The sequence below is a fragment of the Paenibacillus caseinilyticus genome, from assembly GCF_027533645.1.
In the GTDB taxonomy this organism is placed as follows: domain Bacteria; phylum Bacillota; class Bacilli; order Paenibacillales; family NBRC-103111; genus Paenibacillus_G; species Paenibacillus_G caseinilyticus.
In genome coordinates this window covers 118,815-135,191 of record NZ_JAQAGY010000005.1, presented here as the reverse complement: position 1 = coordinate 135,191, position 16,377 = coordinate 118,815, and the positions used below count along the sequence as shown (strand labels likewise).

Below are 16,377 nucleotides of genomic sequence, written 5' to 3'. Positions count from 1 at the left end.
GCCCCCGAACCACTCAAGGCACGGGGGCTGCTATCCTTGCTATCCTGTTTCACCGAACTTGTGACTCTATTCCAGTCTGCGATTGCCGACCTTCAGTTCGAACCGCTCTACCCGCGGCAGGCCTACTTCCTGATTGCTGATGAGGTTCTGCTTGTAATCGAGAATAAGTCGGGACTGCTGCAAGGGCAGACCCGGCTGCGCCTCTACATTGAGTTTGCTCTCCGCGGCATTCTCGCTGGTATTCCCGCGTACGGCATTCAAGGTCAGGTCCCCTTTCGCAAAGAACCCTCCGTGAATCCAAAAAATCGATCCCACGCCATACAACGTAGCATTCTGTTCCGTATAGAAGAAAGCATCCAATTGATACACATTACTCCCCTCGACCTTCACCGGATTCGGTTCATAGTCCCGGGTGATCGGTTCGAACGAATTGACACGCGTAATGAGAATCGGCCCCTTGGAGAATAACAGCAGCTCCTTGCGGCTGATCCCATCCGCTCCTTCCATCCCCTTGATGGAAGCGTCGGAGATCTCTGTCCCGCCGTCGCCCAGCGTGAAGATCGTGGAATCCACTTTCACTTTCCCTCTGATCGTGATATTGCCGGTCACCAATATGTTGGCCTTGATCGGCAGCTCATAGTTGATGTCGGAACTTTCGTTTTGTATCGTCAGATCGCCATGCACAACAAACCACTTGCTGCCCTTCTTGCCCGGTAGAGTGGGATCCTCTTTCTTGATGTAGTTCAGGCGCTTAATCTCATTGCCGTCCAGGAACAAATCACCGTCATGCACCACGGATTCGGTGAAGTCGCCATTCATCTTCGCCAGATAAGCGTCGTACTCCTCTTTCTTTTCTTTTGTAGGTTCCTCCGAAAGCACGGGAGGCACGATGATTTGATCTGCGGTCATATAGGGTTTCATCACCTGGACTAAGGCTGTTCCTTCGCTGTCATCCCCCGGCTTCGCATAGGCATCCGCCAGCTTTTTACGTACTTCTTTATCCCCCCGCACAGCCTCCGCCGCTTTATCGATGAATGAATTATCGAAGTTGATGGAGACAAACTGATTATTGTTCCGGGCCTCCAGTTTATCGGTTCCCAGCACTTCGGATAAAGATTTGTTATCCCCGCCGATTGGCTTATAGTTGGTACCGGTACAAGTCTCGCTGTCGCAGTAAGAGATCCGCTCTTCCCCGGGAATGTATACCTTCTGGGTCACTTTAGGAAACGCAAAGGTTTTCTCCGTATGGTTCACTTCTTCATACTTGTACTCGGCTTGGTCCTTGGCCTTCAGTTCTCCGCCCACATAGATATTGCCGAGCATATAGGGCGTGCCGTTCAGCGTCACATTCCCTTGGGAGCCCATCACGTAATTGAGCGCTTCCGGATAGTCTGTGAGCATAACCTCCTGGACCAGCGTGCGTTCCACCCCATTCACATTGGCCTTGGCCTTAATCTCGATACACTTGCTGTCTTCCGTGCAGGTGAGAAGCCGGATCGACTCGATCACCTGGTGGTCTCCCTCCGCTTCGTCCGCTTCCTCCCCTTCCTCCGAAGACAGCGCCTGCAGATCCTTCAAGTCTTTCTCGAGCTGTTCGAGCGTCACTTCAGAGCCTGATCTAGTGTCATACTTGCTGCCGATGTGCGCCACGGCCACGTTCAAGGCCTTCTCTGCGCGGTGGAGGCTCTGCACGTCATTCTCGCGCTTCTGCGTCAGCTTAGCCCCGCCTACGGCCGCACCCGTCACGGCGATGCCCAGCAGTACGAATACCACGATCATGAACAAAACCAGCAGCAGGGCCGAGCCCCGTTCTTCCCGTACCATGCCTTTTCTCTCCTAGAACCCAAATTTGCTTTGCAGAGCGAGGGTTTGTTCCCCGCCATTGTATGTTTGGCTGAGTACCGCTCTCACGCTGACGAGTCCGCTTTCGCAAGCCTCCGTAGAGCATTCCAGCACAATAGAAGAATCCTGATTCGAATCCTTGGGTCCCTGGACAACCTTGGAACGAAGAGGAACTTGTCCTGGGCCCGTACCGCCCGCCTGATCGCCGATATAGAGGGAATAGCCGGCCCCCCCGCTCTCAGGGCGCAGAAGAATATATCTGCGGTCGTTCTTCTTGACTAATGCCAGTCCCTTGATCCCGTCACTGCCTTGGACCGGTGCCATGGAATCCGGCCCAAACGCATACATCTCGGTCATGATGGAGGACATCAGGATATCCCCTTCGTTGCGTAATTCATTCTCAATGGTTACCCGGTGATACGCATTGAATCCAAAGGTGATCACTCCATAAATCGTCCCCATCACCATAGACATAATGGAGAGCATGGCGATCAACTCGATGAGCGTCAGCCCGCGTTCATCCCGCAGGCGTTTAACGAATATATTCATTGGCAATATACCCCTCCACCATTACCGACTCTCTCTTACTGAGCGTCGCGTTGGATTCCGTCCCGTCACTATGCACCTTTACGGAAACCGTTACGGGCAGCAGATACTCGGCAATTTTCGGATTGTTCTTGAAGATATCCTCATATTTCCCTTTCACATCCATGACCCCATTGGCTTGATAGGCCACACGGGTCACCGTAACCGAATAGTCCACATTATTAATACGGGGGCGGAGTATATCCCAGGCCCCCACCTTGGTCTTCAACAAGGTTTGCAGCTCACCCGATTTGGTACAATCTACAATTCCATTGGCTCCGGCTCCTCTGTTGCAGCTGGAATTGGCAATGTTGATCTCGGCCCCTTCTTGGTCGAACATATTCTTCATCTGTTCGAATCCCTGCTTCTCCATATAAAATAACGCGTTGCGCGCCAAATTCACCATCACGGTCTTATTCTGATTCGCCTTGTTGTAGGTCATCGCATTGATGAAGAACGCGGTCATCGTCAGCCCCGCGATCGCAAGGATCACCGTCGCCGCGAGCACCTCGATCAGCGTGAATCCTTCTTCTCTGCTCTTGCTGTGGTTCGACACGAGACACCCTCCAAACGTCGCATTACTGAAGTCTTTAGTCTCACTCTTCATTGTATCATGGGCCCCGGAAGAGCAAGGGAGTTACATTTTACCGGGGCTGGATTTCCTTACAAGGCACTCCTTGCAGGCGCGGACCCCTACTCAATAAATCGACATTTGGCGGTCCGTGAATTAGCTTTGCGCAAAATAAAAAAAGCCCGGCGCGTCCATCTCATGGACCTGCCGGGCAAAGGAGTGAGCTGCGGGAACCCCTAGGGGAAGGCGGGGTCCCTCACATGAGAATACCGTAATGCAGCGGCGGGGCCGTCCTGTCAGCGTTACCCCCAGCTATCGTACCGAATAAACGACCTGCCGATTGCGGCCCGAGGAGCGGGCCTGCCGTACCTTGAATTCCGATCCGGGAAGCCATCTCTCCGCCTGAAGGAACTCTCTGCCCCGTACCTTCAGCTTCTTGCCAAAATACTGTCCGAAGCGACGGGCGATCTCGGATTCCACCGCTTTCAGCTTGCGGGCGGCAGCACCCGGCACTCCGCCTTCTCTCCGCGATTCTTGTAACAGTTGCCGGCGCTGCTCCAATAAGGTGACGAACAAATGCAGGATCATAAGCCATGCTCCCTTCGTGGTATGGTACGGCAGACCTCGGCGTGCGAACGTAAAAGCAGCCTTCACCGGTTGGCCGGCAAAGGCTGCTGCAGGAATCTATATCAACCTTTGCCGGACGGGCAAAGGTCTCGCTAACAACGTGGATACGTCGCATACAAAGCCGGAGGCGGTGAAGCCACGGAATGACGACTTTGCGTGTACTAGCTACTCCCCTTTGAGAGTATTCAATTGGTGTTACCAGCAATATAACAGACCCGCCGGGCTGGTGTCAAATCGTCATGGAGCGATCTATGAAGCTCAGGAGGCTCTGCGTTGCAGTACCGGCCGCCCCGCACGCTGCAGCGGCTGCAGACACACGGAAGCCCCGAGTCTCAACGCGAGACCCGGGGCTTCCCACTACCTCACACAGCACGCTGCGCAGCCTTAAGGCCGCCCTGCCACCTGAAGCACCACCATACCGATCCCCTCGGCCTGCAGCCGGCTGTCATCAAGACGGCGCACATGCTCGCTCCCGAACCGGATCTCCCACTTGCCCAGCGGCGGCAAGGGCAGCTCATCCGTGCCGCGGTTCGCATGATAGAGCACGTAGAGGTGCTCGGCGGCATCACCGCCTGCATGGCCGCGGAGCGTATAAGCGACACAGCCGCCCGGCGCATCCTCGAAGCAGAGATGGCTGCGGATCTCCTCCGCCGTCGTCAGGCGGAAGGCCGGATGCTCCTTGCGCAGCGCGATGAGCTCCTTCATGAACCAGACGTCGTGCTTGCGCTCCGCACAGCGCCGCCAGTCGAGGCGGTTGATCTCGTCGGGGGACTTGTAGCTGTTCTCCACCCCTTGCTTCGTGCGCATGAATTCCTGGCCCGCATGAAGCAGCGGAATGCCTTGGCTCGTCAGGACCACGGCGGAAGCGAGCCGGTGCATCGCGCGGAGCACATTCTCCTCCTCCCCTCCGCTGACGCCCGAGAGCTTATCCCATAAGGTGAAGTTGTCGTGGCATTCCGCGTAATTCACGGTCTGCTCCGGTTCCAGCGCGAAGCCTCGGGTATACTCATTATAAGGAATCGAGCCGCAGACGCCGGTCTTGATCTCGTGCTCGAGGTACCCGCCGCCGTTCACGAAGCCGCGCGACGTCTTGTTGAAGGTATCGCCCTTGATTGCGTTGCGCAGCCGGTCGTTGAACTGGCCGATCCGCGGCATCCGGCCGGCATGCTCCTGGTTCGCCCGCTCTTCGGGAGCGAGGGCGGAGTCCATGTTCCACCCCTCGCCGATGACCAGGATCGAGGGGTCGATCTCATCGAGCCGGCGGCGGATCTCCTGCATCAGGCCCACGTCATGCAGGCCCATGAGGTCGAAGCGGAAACCGTCCATATGGAACTCCCGCGCCCAGTACACGACGGAGTCGACGATGAACTTGCGCATCATGGGGCGCTCCGATGCTGTCTCATTGCCGCAGTGCGAGCCGTTGGAGAGCGTCCCGTCCTCCCGGTAGCGGAAGTAATACCCTGGCACCAGCTGCGCGAGATTCGCCCGGTAGCCGTCATACAAGTGATTGTATACCACATCCTGGATTACGCGGATGCCGCGGTCGTGCAGCGCCTGCACGAGCTGCTTCAGCTCCCGGATCCGGGAGGCGGGCCGGTACGGATCCCCCGCGTACGAGCCCTCCGGCACGTTGTAGTTCTGGGGGTCGTAGCCCCAGTTGTACTGCTCGCCGGGCCTCGTCTCATCCACGCTGCCGTAGAAGTAGTCGTTGACCGGCAGCAGCTGAACATGCGTCACGCCCAGATCGGCCAGATGGTCGATACCGGTCACGATCCCGTCCGGCCCCTGGCTGCCGGGCTCGCAGAAGGCCAGGAACTTCCCCTTGTGCTCCATGCCGGACTCCGGGTGAATGCTGAAGTCGCGCACATGCACCTCGTAGATGACAGCGTCCACCGCAGCCCGCAGGGGCGGCTTTGCCTCGGTCCACACGTGGGGGTCCGTCTTGCGCAGATCCAGGATGGCTCCCCGCTTTCCGTTCACGCCCACCGCCTTGGCGTAAGGATCGGCGGCTTCGTTCCATCCGTCCCCGATCTTCACCCGGTACGTATAGAACCAGCTGTCGAAATCGCCTTCGAGCTCCAGCGTCCACGTTCCCCGCTCCGCCCGGGTCATCGGCAGCTCGAGATCCGCCGCCTCCTCGTCCCAGGTCCGGTACAGCGCCACGACAGCTTCTCCTGCCGTCGGCGCCCAGAGCCGGAAGAACGACCTTCCAGGCGTATAAGTCAAACCAAGGTCGTCCCCGTCATAGAAGAACGCCTCGTCGAATGCCTTCGTTCCCACCACAAGTCTCCCCGTGACCTCGGGATCCCCGTAGTGAATCGTAAAATCAAGCTCATGCTGTATCGACATATTCGTCCCTCCCGGCTTGGATTCGCTTCTGCTGCTTCGTAATTAGCAAGTACTCTATTTGTCGTCACATTGGAGGAATATGTTAAGAGGCATAATATCAAAAGGATAAGAATAACGTGTAAGCGTTAGCAGCAATAGGGTGCGGACAGGATGGTTTCTGTAGGATCAGGATGCCCCAAAACATACCAAACCATAACTCCTCCAGCCTTGCTAGGAAACGCGGTTCTCCTACGCTTCATATGCGTACGGAATACTACAGTATATGAGATTATGAGCATTTCGGAGCTCGTCCAAGACATATTGGGCCGGTTAAGGGGCCAAATGAAGCCGCCCGCCTATTTACGCGGGGCCGCGGGATCACGAAGGGAAGGCCCGCGCGGGGATGACATCTGGATACGAATCCAGCAGCCCCGCCCCCCCCGGGCCCCGGAATAGAGCGGCCCCCGCTATTCCTGCGGGTAATAGTCAGCCCACTCTTCAGGAGGAACAAAGTAGCGACGGTATTCGAGCTCTGCCTCCGGGTTCAGCGTGTCATGCCACTTCCCCAGCTCCATGAGATAGCCCTCTCCGTCTCCCATGCGCCAGAAGATACTGAAGGGATGCTGGCCCGGGAACACGATCCAGGGCGGCAAAAAGAACTCCGCCCGGTACCCCGCCTGCTCCCCGCGGACCTGCATGAGCAGGCGGCCCAGCATGTTCTGCCCGGTACCGTCGCCGTTGTCCCCCCAGAAGGCATCGTTGCCGGTATGCTCTACAAGCAGGCAGTCCCCAGTCGACAGCAGGAGCTCCCGTACAGCCGGATGCTGTTCCACCTTCGCGAGCAGGGCCTCCAGCATGACACCGACCTTGCTCTCCTCCCAGTCGGACCGAAGCGGCCTGCTCCGCTCCCGGCCCCGCTTCGCGGCTTGCATAGCCGTGGGAGTAAGACGGAGCTCCTCCTCGTGCGGCGTCCCGTAGAACTTCATGGCCTGGAAGTAATGCTCCGACGTAGGCCAGATCTTCCCCCCGAGCTCGAATGGCAGCTTGGCAAAATTAGAGAAGGCACCATAGGGCCGGTCGGTGGCATAGAACCGGATTACCTTCTCTTCTCTCTTCAGCCCAAGATAACGGGCCCTGGACTCTTTCCTCTGAGGATCAAGCGCCTCTTCCTGAATATCCATGTGCTCTCACCTCATCTTCCGGAATACCATGCCTTATTCTACCATCCTTTTCCTGCCCGCGGGAGATACAATCTCAGCAAGCTGTGACGGAAATGATAGACGGCTCCGCGGTTTTTAGATATCCTATATTTAACTAAAGAGTTAGATAGAACCAGAGTATGAAGATGGATGAACTATTCTTAATATCAATATTTAATACATACAAATATCTTCATGGGACTTGTAAATCCCAAATTTGTCAAATATACGGCCGGTTTTATGCCATTCTCAGTTATACTCATTACTAAATTAGAATTATTATAAAAAAGTATTGATTTTTATTTGAGAATGGTTATCATATAGTTATAGGCAATACCGACCAACCACATTAACTTTACGAGGTGAACGAATTGAGTACGAATGACAAAAAACTCACTACCTCCTGGGGTGCCCCAGTAGGAGACAACCAGAATTCAATGACCGCCGGATACCGCGGCCCTACCTTGATCCAAGATGCGCACCTGATCGAGAAGCTCGCCCACTTCAACCGGGAGCGCGTGCCTGAGCGCGTCGTTCATGCCAAGGGCGCCGGCGCCCACGGCCACTTCGAAGTAACGAACGATGTGAGCCAGTACACGAAGGCTGCCTTCCTCTCCGAAGTAGGCAAGCGCACGCCGATGTTCATCCGCTTCTCCACCGTTGCCGGCGAGCTCGGCTCAGCCGATACGGTTCGTGACCCGCGCGGTTTCTCCGTGAAGTTCTACACCGAAGAAGGCAACTATGACCTCGTCGGCAATAACACGCCTGTGTTCTTCATCCGCGATGCCATCAAGTTCCCGGACTTCATCCATACCCAGAAGCGCCACCCGCAGACGCACCTGAAGAACCCGAATGCGGTTTGGGATTTCTGGTCCCTGTCCCCGGAGTCTCTACACCAGATAACGATCTTGATGTCCGACCGCGGTATTCCGGCGACACTGAGACATATGCACGGCTTCGGCTCCCACACCTTCAAGTGGGTTAATGCAGAAGGCCAAGCCGTATGGGTGAAGTACCACTTCAAGACAGAGCAAGGCGTGAAGAACATGGATGTGAACGTAGCTGCGAAGCTCGCAGGCGAGCATCCGGACTACCATACCGAAGACCTGTTCAACGCTATCGAGAACGGCGACTTCCCGGCTTGGAGACTGTACGTACAGATCATGCCGCTCGAAGATGCCAACACGTACCGTTTTGATCCGTTCGATGTCACGAAGGTATGGTCCCAGAAGGACTATCCGCTGATCGAGGTAGGCCGCATGGTGCTGGACCGCAACCCGGAGAACTACTTCGCAGAGGTAGAGCAGTCGACATTCACTCCTGGCGCATTCGTTCCCGGTATCGAGGCATCCCCGGACAAAATGCTGCAGGGCCGTATCTTCGCCTACGCTGATGCTCACCGTTACCGTGTGGGTGCGAACCACAACCAGCTGCCGATCAACCGTCCGGTAGCCGAGGTGAACAACCACCAGCGTGACGGTCAGATGCGTGCCGATGGCAACGGCGGAGCTTCCATGTACTACGAGCCGAACAGCTACGGCGGACCCAAAGAATCGCCGCAGCACCGCACGACGCCATTCGAAGTATCGGGCCTTGCCGACAGCGTGGCTTACGATCACGACGACCACTACACCCAAGCAGGCGATCTATACCGCCTGCTGAGCGAAGATGAGCGTACGCGTCTGGTCGAGAACATCGTAGGCGCGATGAAACCGGTAGAACGCGATGACATCAAGCTCCGCCAGATCGGCCACTTCTTCAAGGCCGATCCGGAATACGGCACACGTATTGCCGAGGGCCTTGGTCTCCCGGCTCCGACGTTAATCTAATCTTTCACCGGGTTACCGGAATTGCCCCATTCCCACACGAATTCACACACTTTTCCGAATGAGCCTTGGACCTCCAGTGTCCAAGGCTTTCTTTTGGTGTGTGCCCCGTCTTCAGCCTGCGGGCTGCCGTCTGTCCGTCCCTTCCGAGGCATCCACACCCCCTCCGCAAGTTCCGTATGGCCCTCTTCCCCTTCTCCTGCATCGCAATCAGAAAAAGCCCAAGCTTCCCGCTTGGGCTTGATGCTTGGACTTGTGACTCGCACGGCTGCTTAACCGGCGCTATTTGAACCAGCCGTTCTCCTTGAACCGCGTGATCGCCTCGATCCGGTTGCTGACACCGAGCTTATCGAGGATCACCGAAATATAATTGCGTACCGTTCCGGTCGTCAGGTACAGCTCGGAGGCGATCTCTTTGGTATTCTTGCCGTCGGCGACCAGCGCCAGCACTTCCTTCTCCCGGTCGGTCAAAGGGTTCTCCTGGCTGTAGTCCCCGTCTACCAGCTCGGCCGCGTAGATGCGGCGTCCGGCCATGATGCTGCGGATCGACTCCGCGAGTTCCTCACTCGGACTGTCCTTCAGCAGGTACCCGTGGGCCCCAGCCTTCAGCGCGCGCTCGAAGTAACCGGAGCGGGCGAACGTGGTCAAGATGAGCACCTTGCAGCCGCTTCCCTTCAGTTCTTCGGCGGCATCCAGTCCGCTCTTCAGCGGCATCTCGATATCCATAACGCAGATATCGGGCTTCTGCTCTTGAACGAGCTTCACGGCATCCGCGCCATTGCCCGCCCGCCCGACCACCTCCATATCCTCTTCTAGATCGAGGAGCGAAGAGAGGGCACCCAGCAGCATCCGCTGATCCTCCGCAATGACGATACGTATCATATCCCCGCCTCCGGTTCCGGTGGTTTGAGAATATTCGGTACTCGGATGACCACCAAGGTTCCTCCGTCGGTACGAATATCCAGGCTTCCGTTCACGAACTCCAGCCGCTCCTTCATGCCCCGCAGCCCGTTGCCACGGAAGCATACCGCATCCCCCGGCATACCAATCCCGTTGTCCTTGACCAGGATCGTCAGTCCGCCCGGGGAAGGCTCGACAGCCAGCGTGCAGGCGGTGGCCCGGCTGTGCTTGACGATGTTCGTGACCGCTTCCTTCACGCACATGCTGATCACATTCTCGGTGAGCAGCGGCGTATCAGGCAGCTTCGGATCGCCCTCCAGCGTGAACTCGATCTCCGCCGCCTTCAAGATCTGCTTCACCCGGAAGAGCTCTTCCTCGAGCGAGGTGCCGCGCATCTGGGTGACCATCTCTCTCACTTCCTTCAGCGCGCCCCGGGCGGTCTGCCGCACGTCGTTGATTTCGTTCAATGCGCGGCTCGGGTCCTTACGCACCAGCTTGCCCGCAAGATCGCTCTTCAGGCCGATCAGGGAGAGCTTCTGCCCGAGGGTATCATGCAGGTCCCGTGCGATCCGCTGGCGCTCCTCCAGCTTCACGAGCTCGGAGATCCGCTTGTTCGCGTCCTCGAGCTGGCCCTGCAGCTTGTCGCTTCTGTTCCTATTGTATGTCGTCACGGGAAGAAGAATCACCGCGAGCAGCGTGATGAGAACGAAGGGAAGCTGCGAGATGAACACCGGGTTGCGCGAGACGAACTCGATATTCACCGTTACGATCGTGCTCAGCAGATGCACCGTATAAAGAACAATGAAGCCTGCACGGTGCTGCAGATTTCCGATGAAGAAGGCGATGAAGAGCGAAAAATAAACATAGCCGAACAGCAGGGTCATGGCGATGGAGATCACAATCTGTACGCTGGTCCAAAAGTAAATGAGCCACCCTCTCGAAACGAACGAGAGGACGTAACAGACGAAGAACACCAAGATCATGACAATCCCGCTGACGACTTCATAGGTGGAAGAAGATCTGAAGATGAAGTAAAAAGGAAGGATGTAAAAGACGACCCATACATAAGGGCTGAGACCCGTATTCCGTTGAAAAATCTGATACCACTTCTGCATGGCCGCCCACCCTTTTGGATTCACTGCTGTCCCTTCCATTGTAGGCTAGGCTTACTCCCCTTGCAAGCCCGGACGCTGACCCTTGAGACGGTCCGCAACCGATTCGGACGCACGGCGGGAGAGCTTCAATTCTTTGAATGAAATGAAATTCTTAGCCTGCTCATCCCAGAGCTTGAACCGCAGGGATGTCAGCGAAGTGCGCAGCGTAATCGTCGTGGCCTTCTGCAGCGGAGGCGTGGCGTTGTGCGCCTTCTCCAGGTTGTAGTTCGGCACTTTGGGGCTCAGGTGATGCACGTGATGGAAGCCGATGTTCCCTGTGATCCACTGGAGCACCTTCGGCAGCTTGTAATACGAGCTTCCCTCTACCGCGGCTTTGACATAGCTCCACTCTTCTTCATGCTCGAAGTAAGAGTCTTCGAACTGGTGCTGGACATAGAACAGCCAGATGCCGAGCAGACCGGAGACGAACATAACCGGCAGTTGGACCATGACGAACGCCTGCCAGCCAATCAGCCAGATCAGCAGCGCATAGACACTGACCAGCGCCAGGTTCGTCATGTAGGTGTCGATGCGCTCTTTGCGCTTCGCGCCCTTACGGTTGAAGCGGTATTGGAACAAGAACACGAAGACCGGCCCGAGACCGAACATGACGAGCGGATGGCGGTAGAAGCGGTAAGCGAGCCGGAGCCACAGCGACGAAGCCGCGTACTCTTCCACGGTCATGATCCAGATATCGCCGACGCCCCGCTTGTCGAGGTTACTGCTCGTGGCATGGTGGATCGAGTGGCTGTTCTTCCACTGCTGGTAAGGACACAGCGTAATGACGCCGAGAATGAAGCCGAACGTGTCGTTAGCCAGCCGGCTCTTGAAGAACGACTGATGGCAGCAGTCGTGGAAGATAATGAACGTGCGCACGACGAATCCGGCCGTAACGACCGCGATCGGCAGGGTCAGCCAGTACGATACGGACAAGCTCAGGTAAGCGCCGTACCACAGCAGCAGCATGGGGACTACCGTGTTCAACAGCTGTCTTATACTTGCTTTCGTATCGGTTTGCTCATAAGGAGCGACGTTTTTTTTCAGTTGGGCAATATGGTTCTGATGCTGCATCGCAAGCTTTCCTCCTCGTGTAGGTCGCATGAGGCACGTGATCACGTCAGACGCCTTGTATTCTATTTTAATTATAGAAGGCGCCCGTCATTCGTTATAGTCATACACGTCATCTGGAGGACATGACACTTGTCATATAGGCTTGTTTGTGCTGCATAATATGGGACAAGTTGGGATAATCCATGGGAGACTTTGCGACAATCCGGGTGTCTTCCTATCTGCCGCAGCACTTCTTGTACTTGGCGCCGCTGCCGCATGGGCACGGATCGTTGCGTCCCGCTTTCTGGCCCGTGGCGAAATCTATGACATCCCCGCCTGTGGCCGGGCCCGGGTCCGCTCCGTGTTCCCGGTCTCCAAGCCGTCTCAGTTCGTTGGGGGTGTGCCCCTTCAGCACCCACTGCCTGGTGTTGTTATGAAGCAGGGCAATGTGCCTGACGAAAGCTTGGACGAGATCCATCGTATCGATCTCAAGTCCGGTCTGCAGCATCTCGAGGACTTCACCCGGCGACTCGCCGAGTTGAATCCATAAGACGGAATCCTCCACGAACGGATCCGCCTCCTCCTTGGATATCCCGTAGGTGTATCGGATAAAACTAACAAAGGAACGGTATACCGCATGCCGGTCAACATAGTCCTGACCGCTTGCCAGCAGCAGCTGCTCCTTCGTGAATGGGTAGAACGGCACGTCCGCCCGCAGCTTATGTTCCTGCCGAATCTGCTCCGCATCATCCACATCAATATGCATGTATCCCTTAGTAACGCTGCGGAATTCTCTGTGAAACTGCTGCGCATCGGACAGCAGACCTAAGAACCCGCCGAGCTGAACCGGGGCCTTCGTATAGGTCTCCATTAGGGTGCACAGCTCACTTGACTCCAAGCTGCCGTAGTAGAAGAGCATTCCTTGGGTGAGCTGAATCCACTCGGTATTCCTGCGCACGGTCTCCCGGAGCTCCGCCGTATCCGAAGCCCGGAACGCTTCGACGATCTCCCGCGGCACAGCCAGGACCCGCTTGCCCCGGTGCGTCCCGGTGAAGACGATCCCCCGCTCTCTGAAGTAGGCCAGCTGGTACGGCTCCAGCTCGGCATAGCCCTGGCCTCCGCGTTCCGCCAACTTCTTCAGCAGCCCGTAGCGGGCCTCGTCCCATTGATGCAGCAGCCACGGGAGTCTCTCCGGCACACGTTCCTCCAGAACGGCAGCGAGCTCCTGCTTCTTCAGGGTGGACAAGCCTCCGATCTGCAGATGCGAACGGATCGAGGTGAGCTCGTCTTTGGTCATCTTGGATAGGCAGCCCACAAGCGTCACAGGGAGCTCGATCTCACCCCACCGTTTCTGCTCCTCTTTCTCCCACCATGTCCTGCCCGCTTCCTGTGCCCGCTGCAGGCCATTCGGCAGCAATTTTTGATCTCTGGAACTCAGAGATGAGGTCATGAATCTCATCCTTTCCGTAATGGTTGATACAGCTTCCTATTGGGCGTTTATCCTAAAGGCAAGCCAAAAAAGTCCCTGCTTCGCAGCAGAGACCGGGTATCCTATCCTTGCTTAGCCCGCATGCGGTTGTTCCTCGGGTTGTGCTCTACCTCTGCCAGCCCCAGCTCTTCCAGCAGGGGAGGGATGTACATGCCGAAGCGGCCGCGGAATCCCTTCTTCAACCCGTACCAGCCTCCGATAGGGTTCTCCGGTGAACGGCCCCAGGCTTCCACCGTGCCTTCCTTGGCCGGTTTCTGCTCATCTGCGCTGCCGAGCTCCATCCAATCCCCATGTTCCTGGAGCATGGCATGCAGGTCGGCGATACAGCGGTATTCGTAATGCAGTACGGTTTTGCCTACCGTACAGACGAGAATCTCCAGGCCATCCTTCTCCCCCTTGTACATTTCGTACTCCGAGGTTTGGGGCGGCGTCTTCAACTGCCAAGGATTCTCCTTGGTACCTTGTTCTGCAGACATGAGACTGGCTCCTTTCTACATCCGGGCTTTCGGTACTCGAGCTTCTATACTCCAGCTTCTATACACCAGCTTCTATGCAGCCCGCTCCCGTTAGCTTCCCCAGCCGCGCGCCGCCGCTCTCACTCCACCAGTGCTGCTCCTTCGAAGCCGCGGATGATGCTGCGGGCATGCTCCGAGATCTGCGTGCTCTTGCCGGCCGTCTTGTCCACCAGCACGATCGCGCCCCGTCCGGCGGCCTTGAGCTGTTCGCCCACGACGAGCGCGTACTCTATATCCATCGAAGAGCGGCCCAGCTTGGCCACGCGGACATGAAGCTTCAAGGCGTCCTTCAAGAACACTTCTGCGAGGTATTGGCATTCAAGATCGGCCACCACGGATACCCGTTCCTGGGTGAACAGCTCTCCGGTCAACCCGAGGTTCTCGAAGTATTCGATGCGGCCCTGCTCAAAATACATAAAATAGCTCACATTATTGACATGGCCCAAGAGATCCGTCTCGCAGTACCGGACCTTAATGTTCGTATGAAAATGAAATTTCTCCAGCCACTGCTGCGGGTCCGGCTGGATAAAGGATGCTTTGCTCATCCGGGACTCTCCTCTCCTGCTCATCTTCCCCATTATACCCGGTTTGTCCCTGGAAGATAAACCGCTTCGCATATGACACCGGTAAGTACACGGGCTGCCCACTCCTATGGTCAGAAAAAATAACCGGGCCCTGCCCTACGGCAGAATCCGGTTATCCTTGGCATTCATTCGTTCGTCTTAGTTCACACGTTCAAAAATCCACTGCTGCACCGTATTGTTCAGATCGGACCACTGCCCAATGTCGCCGCCGTCACTCGTGCTGCCGTTCGTCACATCGAGCAGCTTGCCGCTGTTGCGGTTCTTGATCTCGAAGTACCGATTGTTCGTCGGGACGAAGCTCCACTGCTGGTTCGTGGCGCCGGTATTCGGCCACTGGATGACATCCGCGCCGTCGGCTGTCGAGAGATTCAGCACATCCGCCACCTTGCCGCTGTGGCTGGCGCGGAGGCGGAAGAATCCGCCCGATACCGGATCGAGAGCCCATCGCTGGTCGCCGGTGCCGTTGTAGGTCCACTGCAGAATGTTGGCGCCGTCCGCGGCGGACGCGGCATCGACAGCCATTACTTTGCCGCTGTTGCGGTTCTTGATGCGGTAATAGATATCGCCGGTGCCTTCACCGGAGGGTCTGTTCACAGCAGCTGCCGGATTCACCGGGGTACCGAACACCGGCGTATCGCCGCTCCACGTGATCTTCTGGATCCGCGTGGTGCGCTGGTCCGCGCAGCCTTGGCCCGTGCCGTCATTGGCATGGTAGACCAGCCAGTCTTCCGTGCCGTCCGGCGACTTCACGAAGCTGTTATGACCCGGGCCGAAGACGGAGCTCGTCTTCTGGAACACAGGGCTGGCGCTCTTCGTCCAGCTGCCCGCTGCGGTCAGGTCAGCCGTCAGGTTCGCGCTGAGCAGCCCCAGCTTGTAATCGTCGGTCCAGCACCCGCTGGCGGAGAAGGACAAGTGCACCTTGGAGCCGTGCGTGATGAAGGCCGGGCCTTCATTGACCGGCGACCCCGAGGTCTCCCAGGCGTTCGTCGGCGTAGAGATGACGGTGCCGCGGCCAGAGATCGCCGTCGGGGAACTCATCTTCGCGATCATGATGCGCTGCGGCTGGTTCGGCGCAATCTCCGACCAGGCGATATAGAGCTGCCCGTTGATATTCGCTACCGTATGGTCGATGGACCAGTAGTCGGCCGTATCCTTCAGCTTGATCGGAGCGGACCATGTACCCTCAAGCGGATTCGCGCTCGTGTTCTTGATGACCCACATCCGCTGGTTAGGCGTGTTCGCCTCGCTGCTGCCTGCGCTGAAGTACAGGTACCAAGCGCCGTTGATATAATTCAGCTCCGGTGCCCAGATGTTGCCGGAGTAGCAATTCGCACCTGCGCAATAAGCGGAAGACTTCGTGAACACCGTCTTCCGCGTCCCATTGCCGATGCCTGTCAGCGAGGAGGAACGCGAGATATCGATTTTGTCCCAGGCCTGCGAGGTGTGGACGAAGTAATAGTACCCATCCGTGTGCTTCATCACGTGTGGATCGGCCGACGAGTAAGGCGCCACCGGATTGATGAACGTCGTCGAGGCTGCACTGGCTTGAAGCGGGAATGCGGCGATCATCAGGATGAGAGCGATTGCAAGTATAAACAGGCGGTTGTTTCTTCTCTTCATTAGTTCTTTCCTCCATTTCATTCTTGGTTTTGCACATGCGGTCTTCATCACGCTGGCCCTTCTGTTCTGCTCGGTAGGGCACCTCCA

Annotated in this window: 14 protein-coding genes; 1 reads left to right on the top strand and 13 read right to left on the bottom strand. The window is 56.9% G+C overall.

The window, feature by feature from the left end:
• Positions 1-66 precede the first annotated feature (66 nt).
• The 6 genes from O9H32_RS09810 to O9H32_RS09785 all read right to left on the bottom strand — a co-directional run bounded on the left by O9H32_RS09810 (position 67) and on the right by O9H32_RS09785 (position 7,134).
• A complete protein-coding gene (locus O9H32_RS09810) occupies positions 67-1,824 on the bottom strand; it encodes a hypothetical protein (protein ID WP_269865851.1) in 1,758 nt (585 codons plus the stop codon).
• Between the two features lie 12 nt (positions 1,825-1,836).
• Positions 1,837-2,391 (bottom strand): PulJ/GspJ family protein, encoded by a 555-nt coding sequence (locus O9H32_RS09805; protein WP_269865850.1) that lies wholly within the window; start codon positions 2,389-2,391, stop codon positions 1,837-1,839.
• Positions 2,375-2,983: a type IV pilus modification PilV family protein gene (locus O9H32_RS09800; RefSeq protein ID WP_269865849.1), complete on the bottom strand. Its 609-nt coding sequence runs from the start codon at positions 2,981-2,983 to the stop codon at positions 2,375-2,377. Before O9H32_RS09800 ends, O9H32_RS09805 begins: the two co-directional genes overlap by 17 nt.
• 327 nt (positions 2,984-3,310) lie before the next feature.
• A complete protein-coding gene (locus tag O9H32_RS09795; protein ID WP_269865848.1) occupies positions 3,311-3,586 on the bottom strand; it encodes a hypothetical protein in 276 nt (91 codons plus the stop codon).
• Positions 3,587-4,009: 423 nt separating this feature from the next.
• Positions 4,010-5,974 (bottom strand): type I pullulanase, encoded by a 1,965-nt coding sequence (gene pulA, locus O9H32_RS09790; protein WP_269865847.1) that lies wholly within the window; start codon positions 5,972-5,974, stop codon positions 4,010-4,012.
• 446 nt (positions 5,975-6,420) lie between these two features.
• Positions 6,421-7,134, bottom strand: a complete 714-nt coding sequence (locus tag O9H32_RS09785) for an NADAR family protein (RefSeq protein WP_269865846.1) — start codon at positions 7,132-7,134, stop codon at positions 6,421-6,423.
• 389 nt (positions 7,135-7,523) lie between these two features.
• Here O9H32_RS09785 and katA point away from each other — a divergent pair, with 389 nt between their 5' ends.
• Positions 7,524-8,981, top strand: coding sequence for a catalase KatA (gene katA, locus O9H32_RS09780; protein ID WP_269865845.1), 1,458 nt, complete (start codon positions 7,524-7,526; stop codon positions 8,979-8,981).
• A gap of 279 nt (positions 8,982-9,260) precedes the next feature.
• Here katA and O9H32_RS09775 read toward each other — a convergent pair whose 3' ends face one another.
• The 7 genes from O9H32_RS09775 to O9H32_RS09745 form a co-directional block, all read right to left on the bottom strand.
• A complete protein-coding gene (locus tag O9H32_RS09775) occupies positions 9,261-9,860 on the bottom strand; it encodes a response regulator transcription factor (RefSeq protein WP_269865844.1) in 600 nt (199 codons plus the stop codon).
• Positions 9,857-10,993 (bottom strand): sensor histidine kinase, encoded by a 1,137-nt coding sequence (locus O9H32_RS09770; RefSeq protein ID WP_269865843.1) that lies wholly within the window; start codon positions 10,991-10,993, stop codon positions 9,857-9,859. Before O9H32_RS09770 ends, O9H32_RS09775 begins: the two co-directional genes overlap by 4 nt.
• 51 nt (positions 10,994-11,044) lie before the next feature.
• Complete coding sequence (locus O9H32_RS09765; RefSeq protein ID WP_269865842.1) at positions 11,045-12,103, bottom strand: fatty acid desaturase; 1,059 nt, start codon at positions 12,101-12,103, stop codon at positions 11,045-11,047.
• Between the two features lie 214 nt (positions 12,104-12,317).
• A complete protein-coding gene (locus O9H32_RS09760; RefSeq protein ID WP_269865841.1) occupies positions 12,318-13,532 on the bottom strand; it encodes a YecA family protein in 1,215 nt (404 codons plus the stop codon).
• A gap of 101 nt (positions 13,533-13,633) precedes the next feature.
• The gene (locus tag O9H32_RS09755) at positions 13,634-14,047 is read right to left on the bottom strand and encodes a DUF6855 family protein (protein ID WP_269865840.1); all 414 of its coding nucleotides are present in this window, start codon (positions 14,045-14,047) and stop codon (positions 13,634-13,636) included.
• A gap of 119 nt (positions 14,048-14,166) precedes the next feature.
• Positions 14,167-14,631 (bottom strand): acyl-CoA thioesterase, encoded by a 465-nt coding sequence (locus O9H32_RS09750; RefSeq protein ID WP_269865839.1) that lies wholly within the window; start codon positions 14,629-14,631, stop codon positions 14,167-14,169.
• A gap of 177 nt (positions 14,632-14,808) precedes the next feature.
• A complete protein-coding gene (locus O9H32_RS09745; protein WP_269865838.1) occupies positions 14,809-16,290 on the bottom strand; it encodes a family 43 glycosylhydrolase in 1,482 nt (493 codons plus the stop codon).
• Positions 16,291-16,377 lie beyond the last annotated feature (87 nt).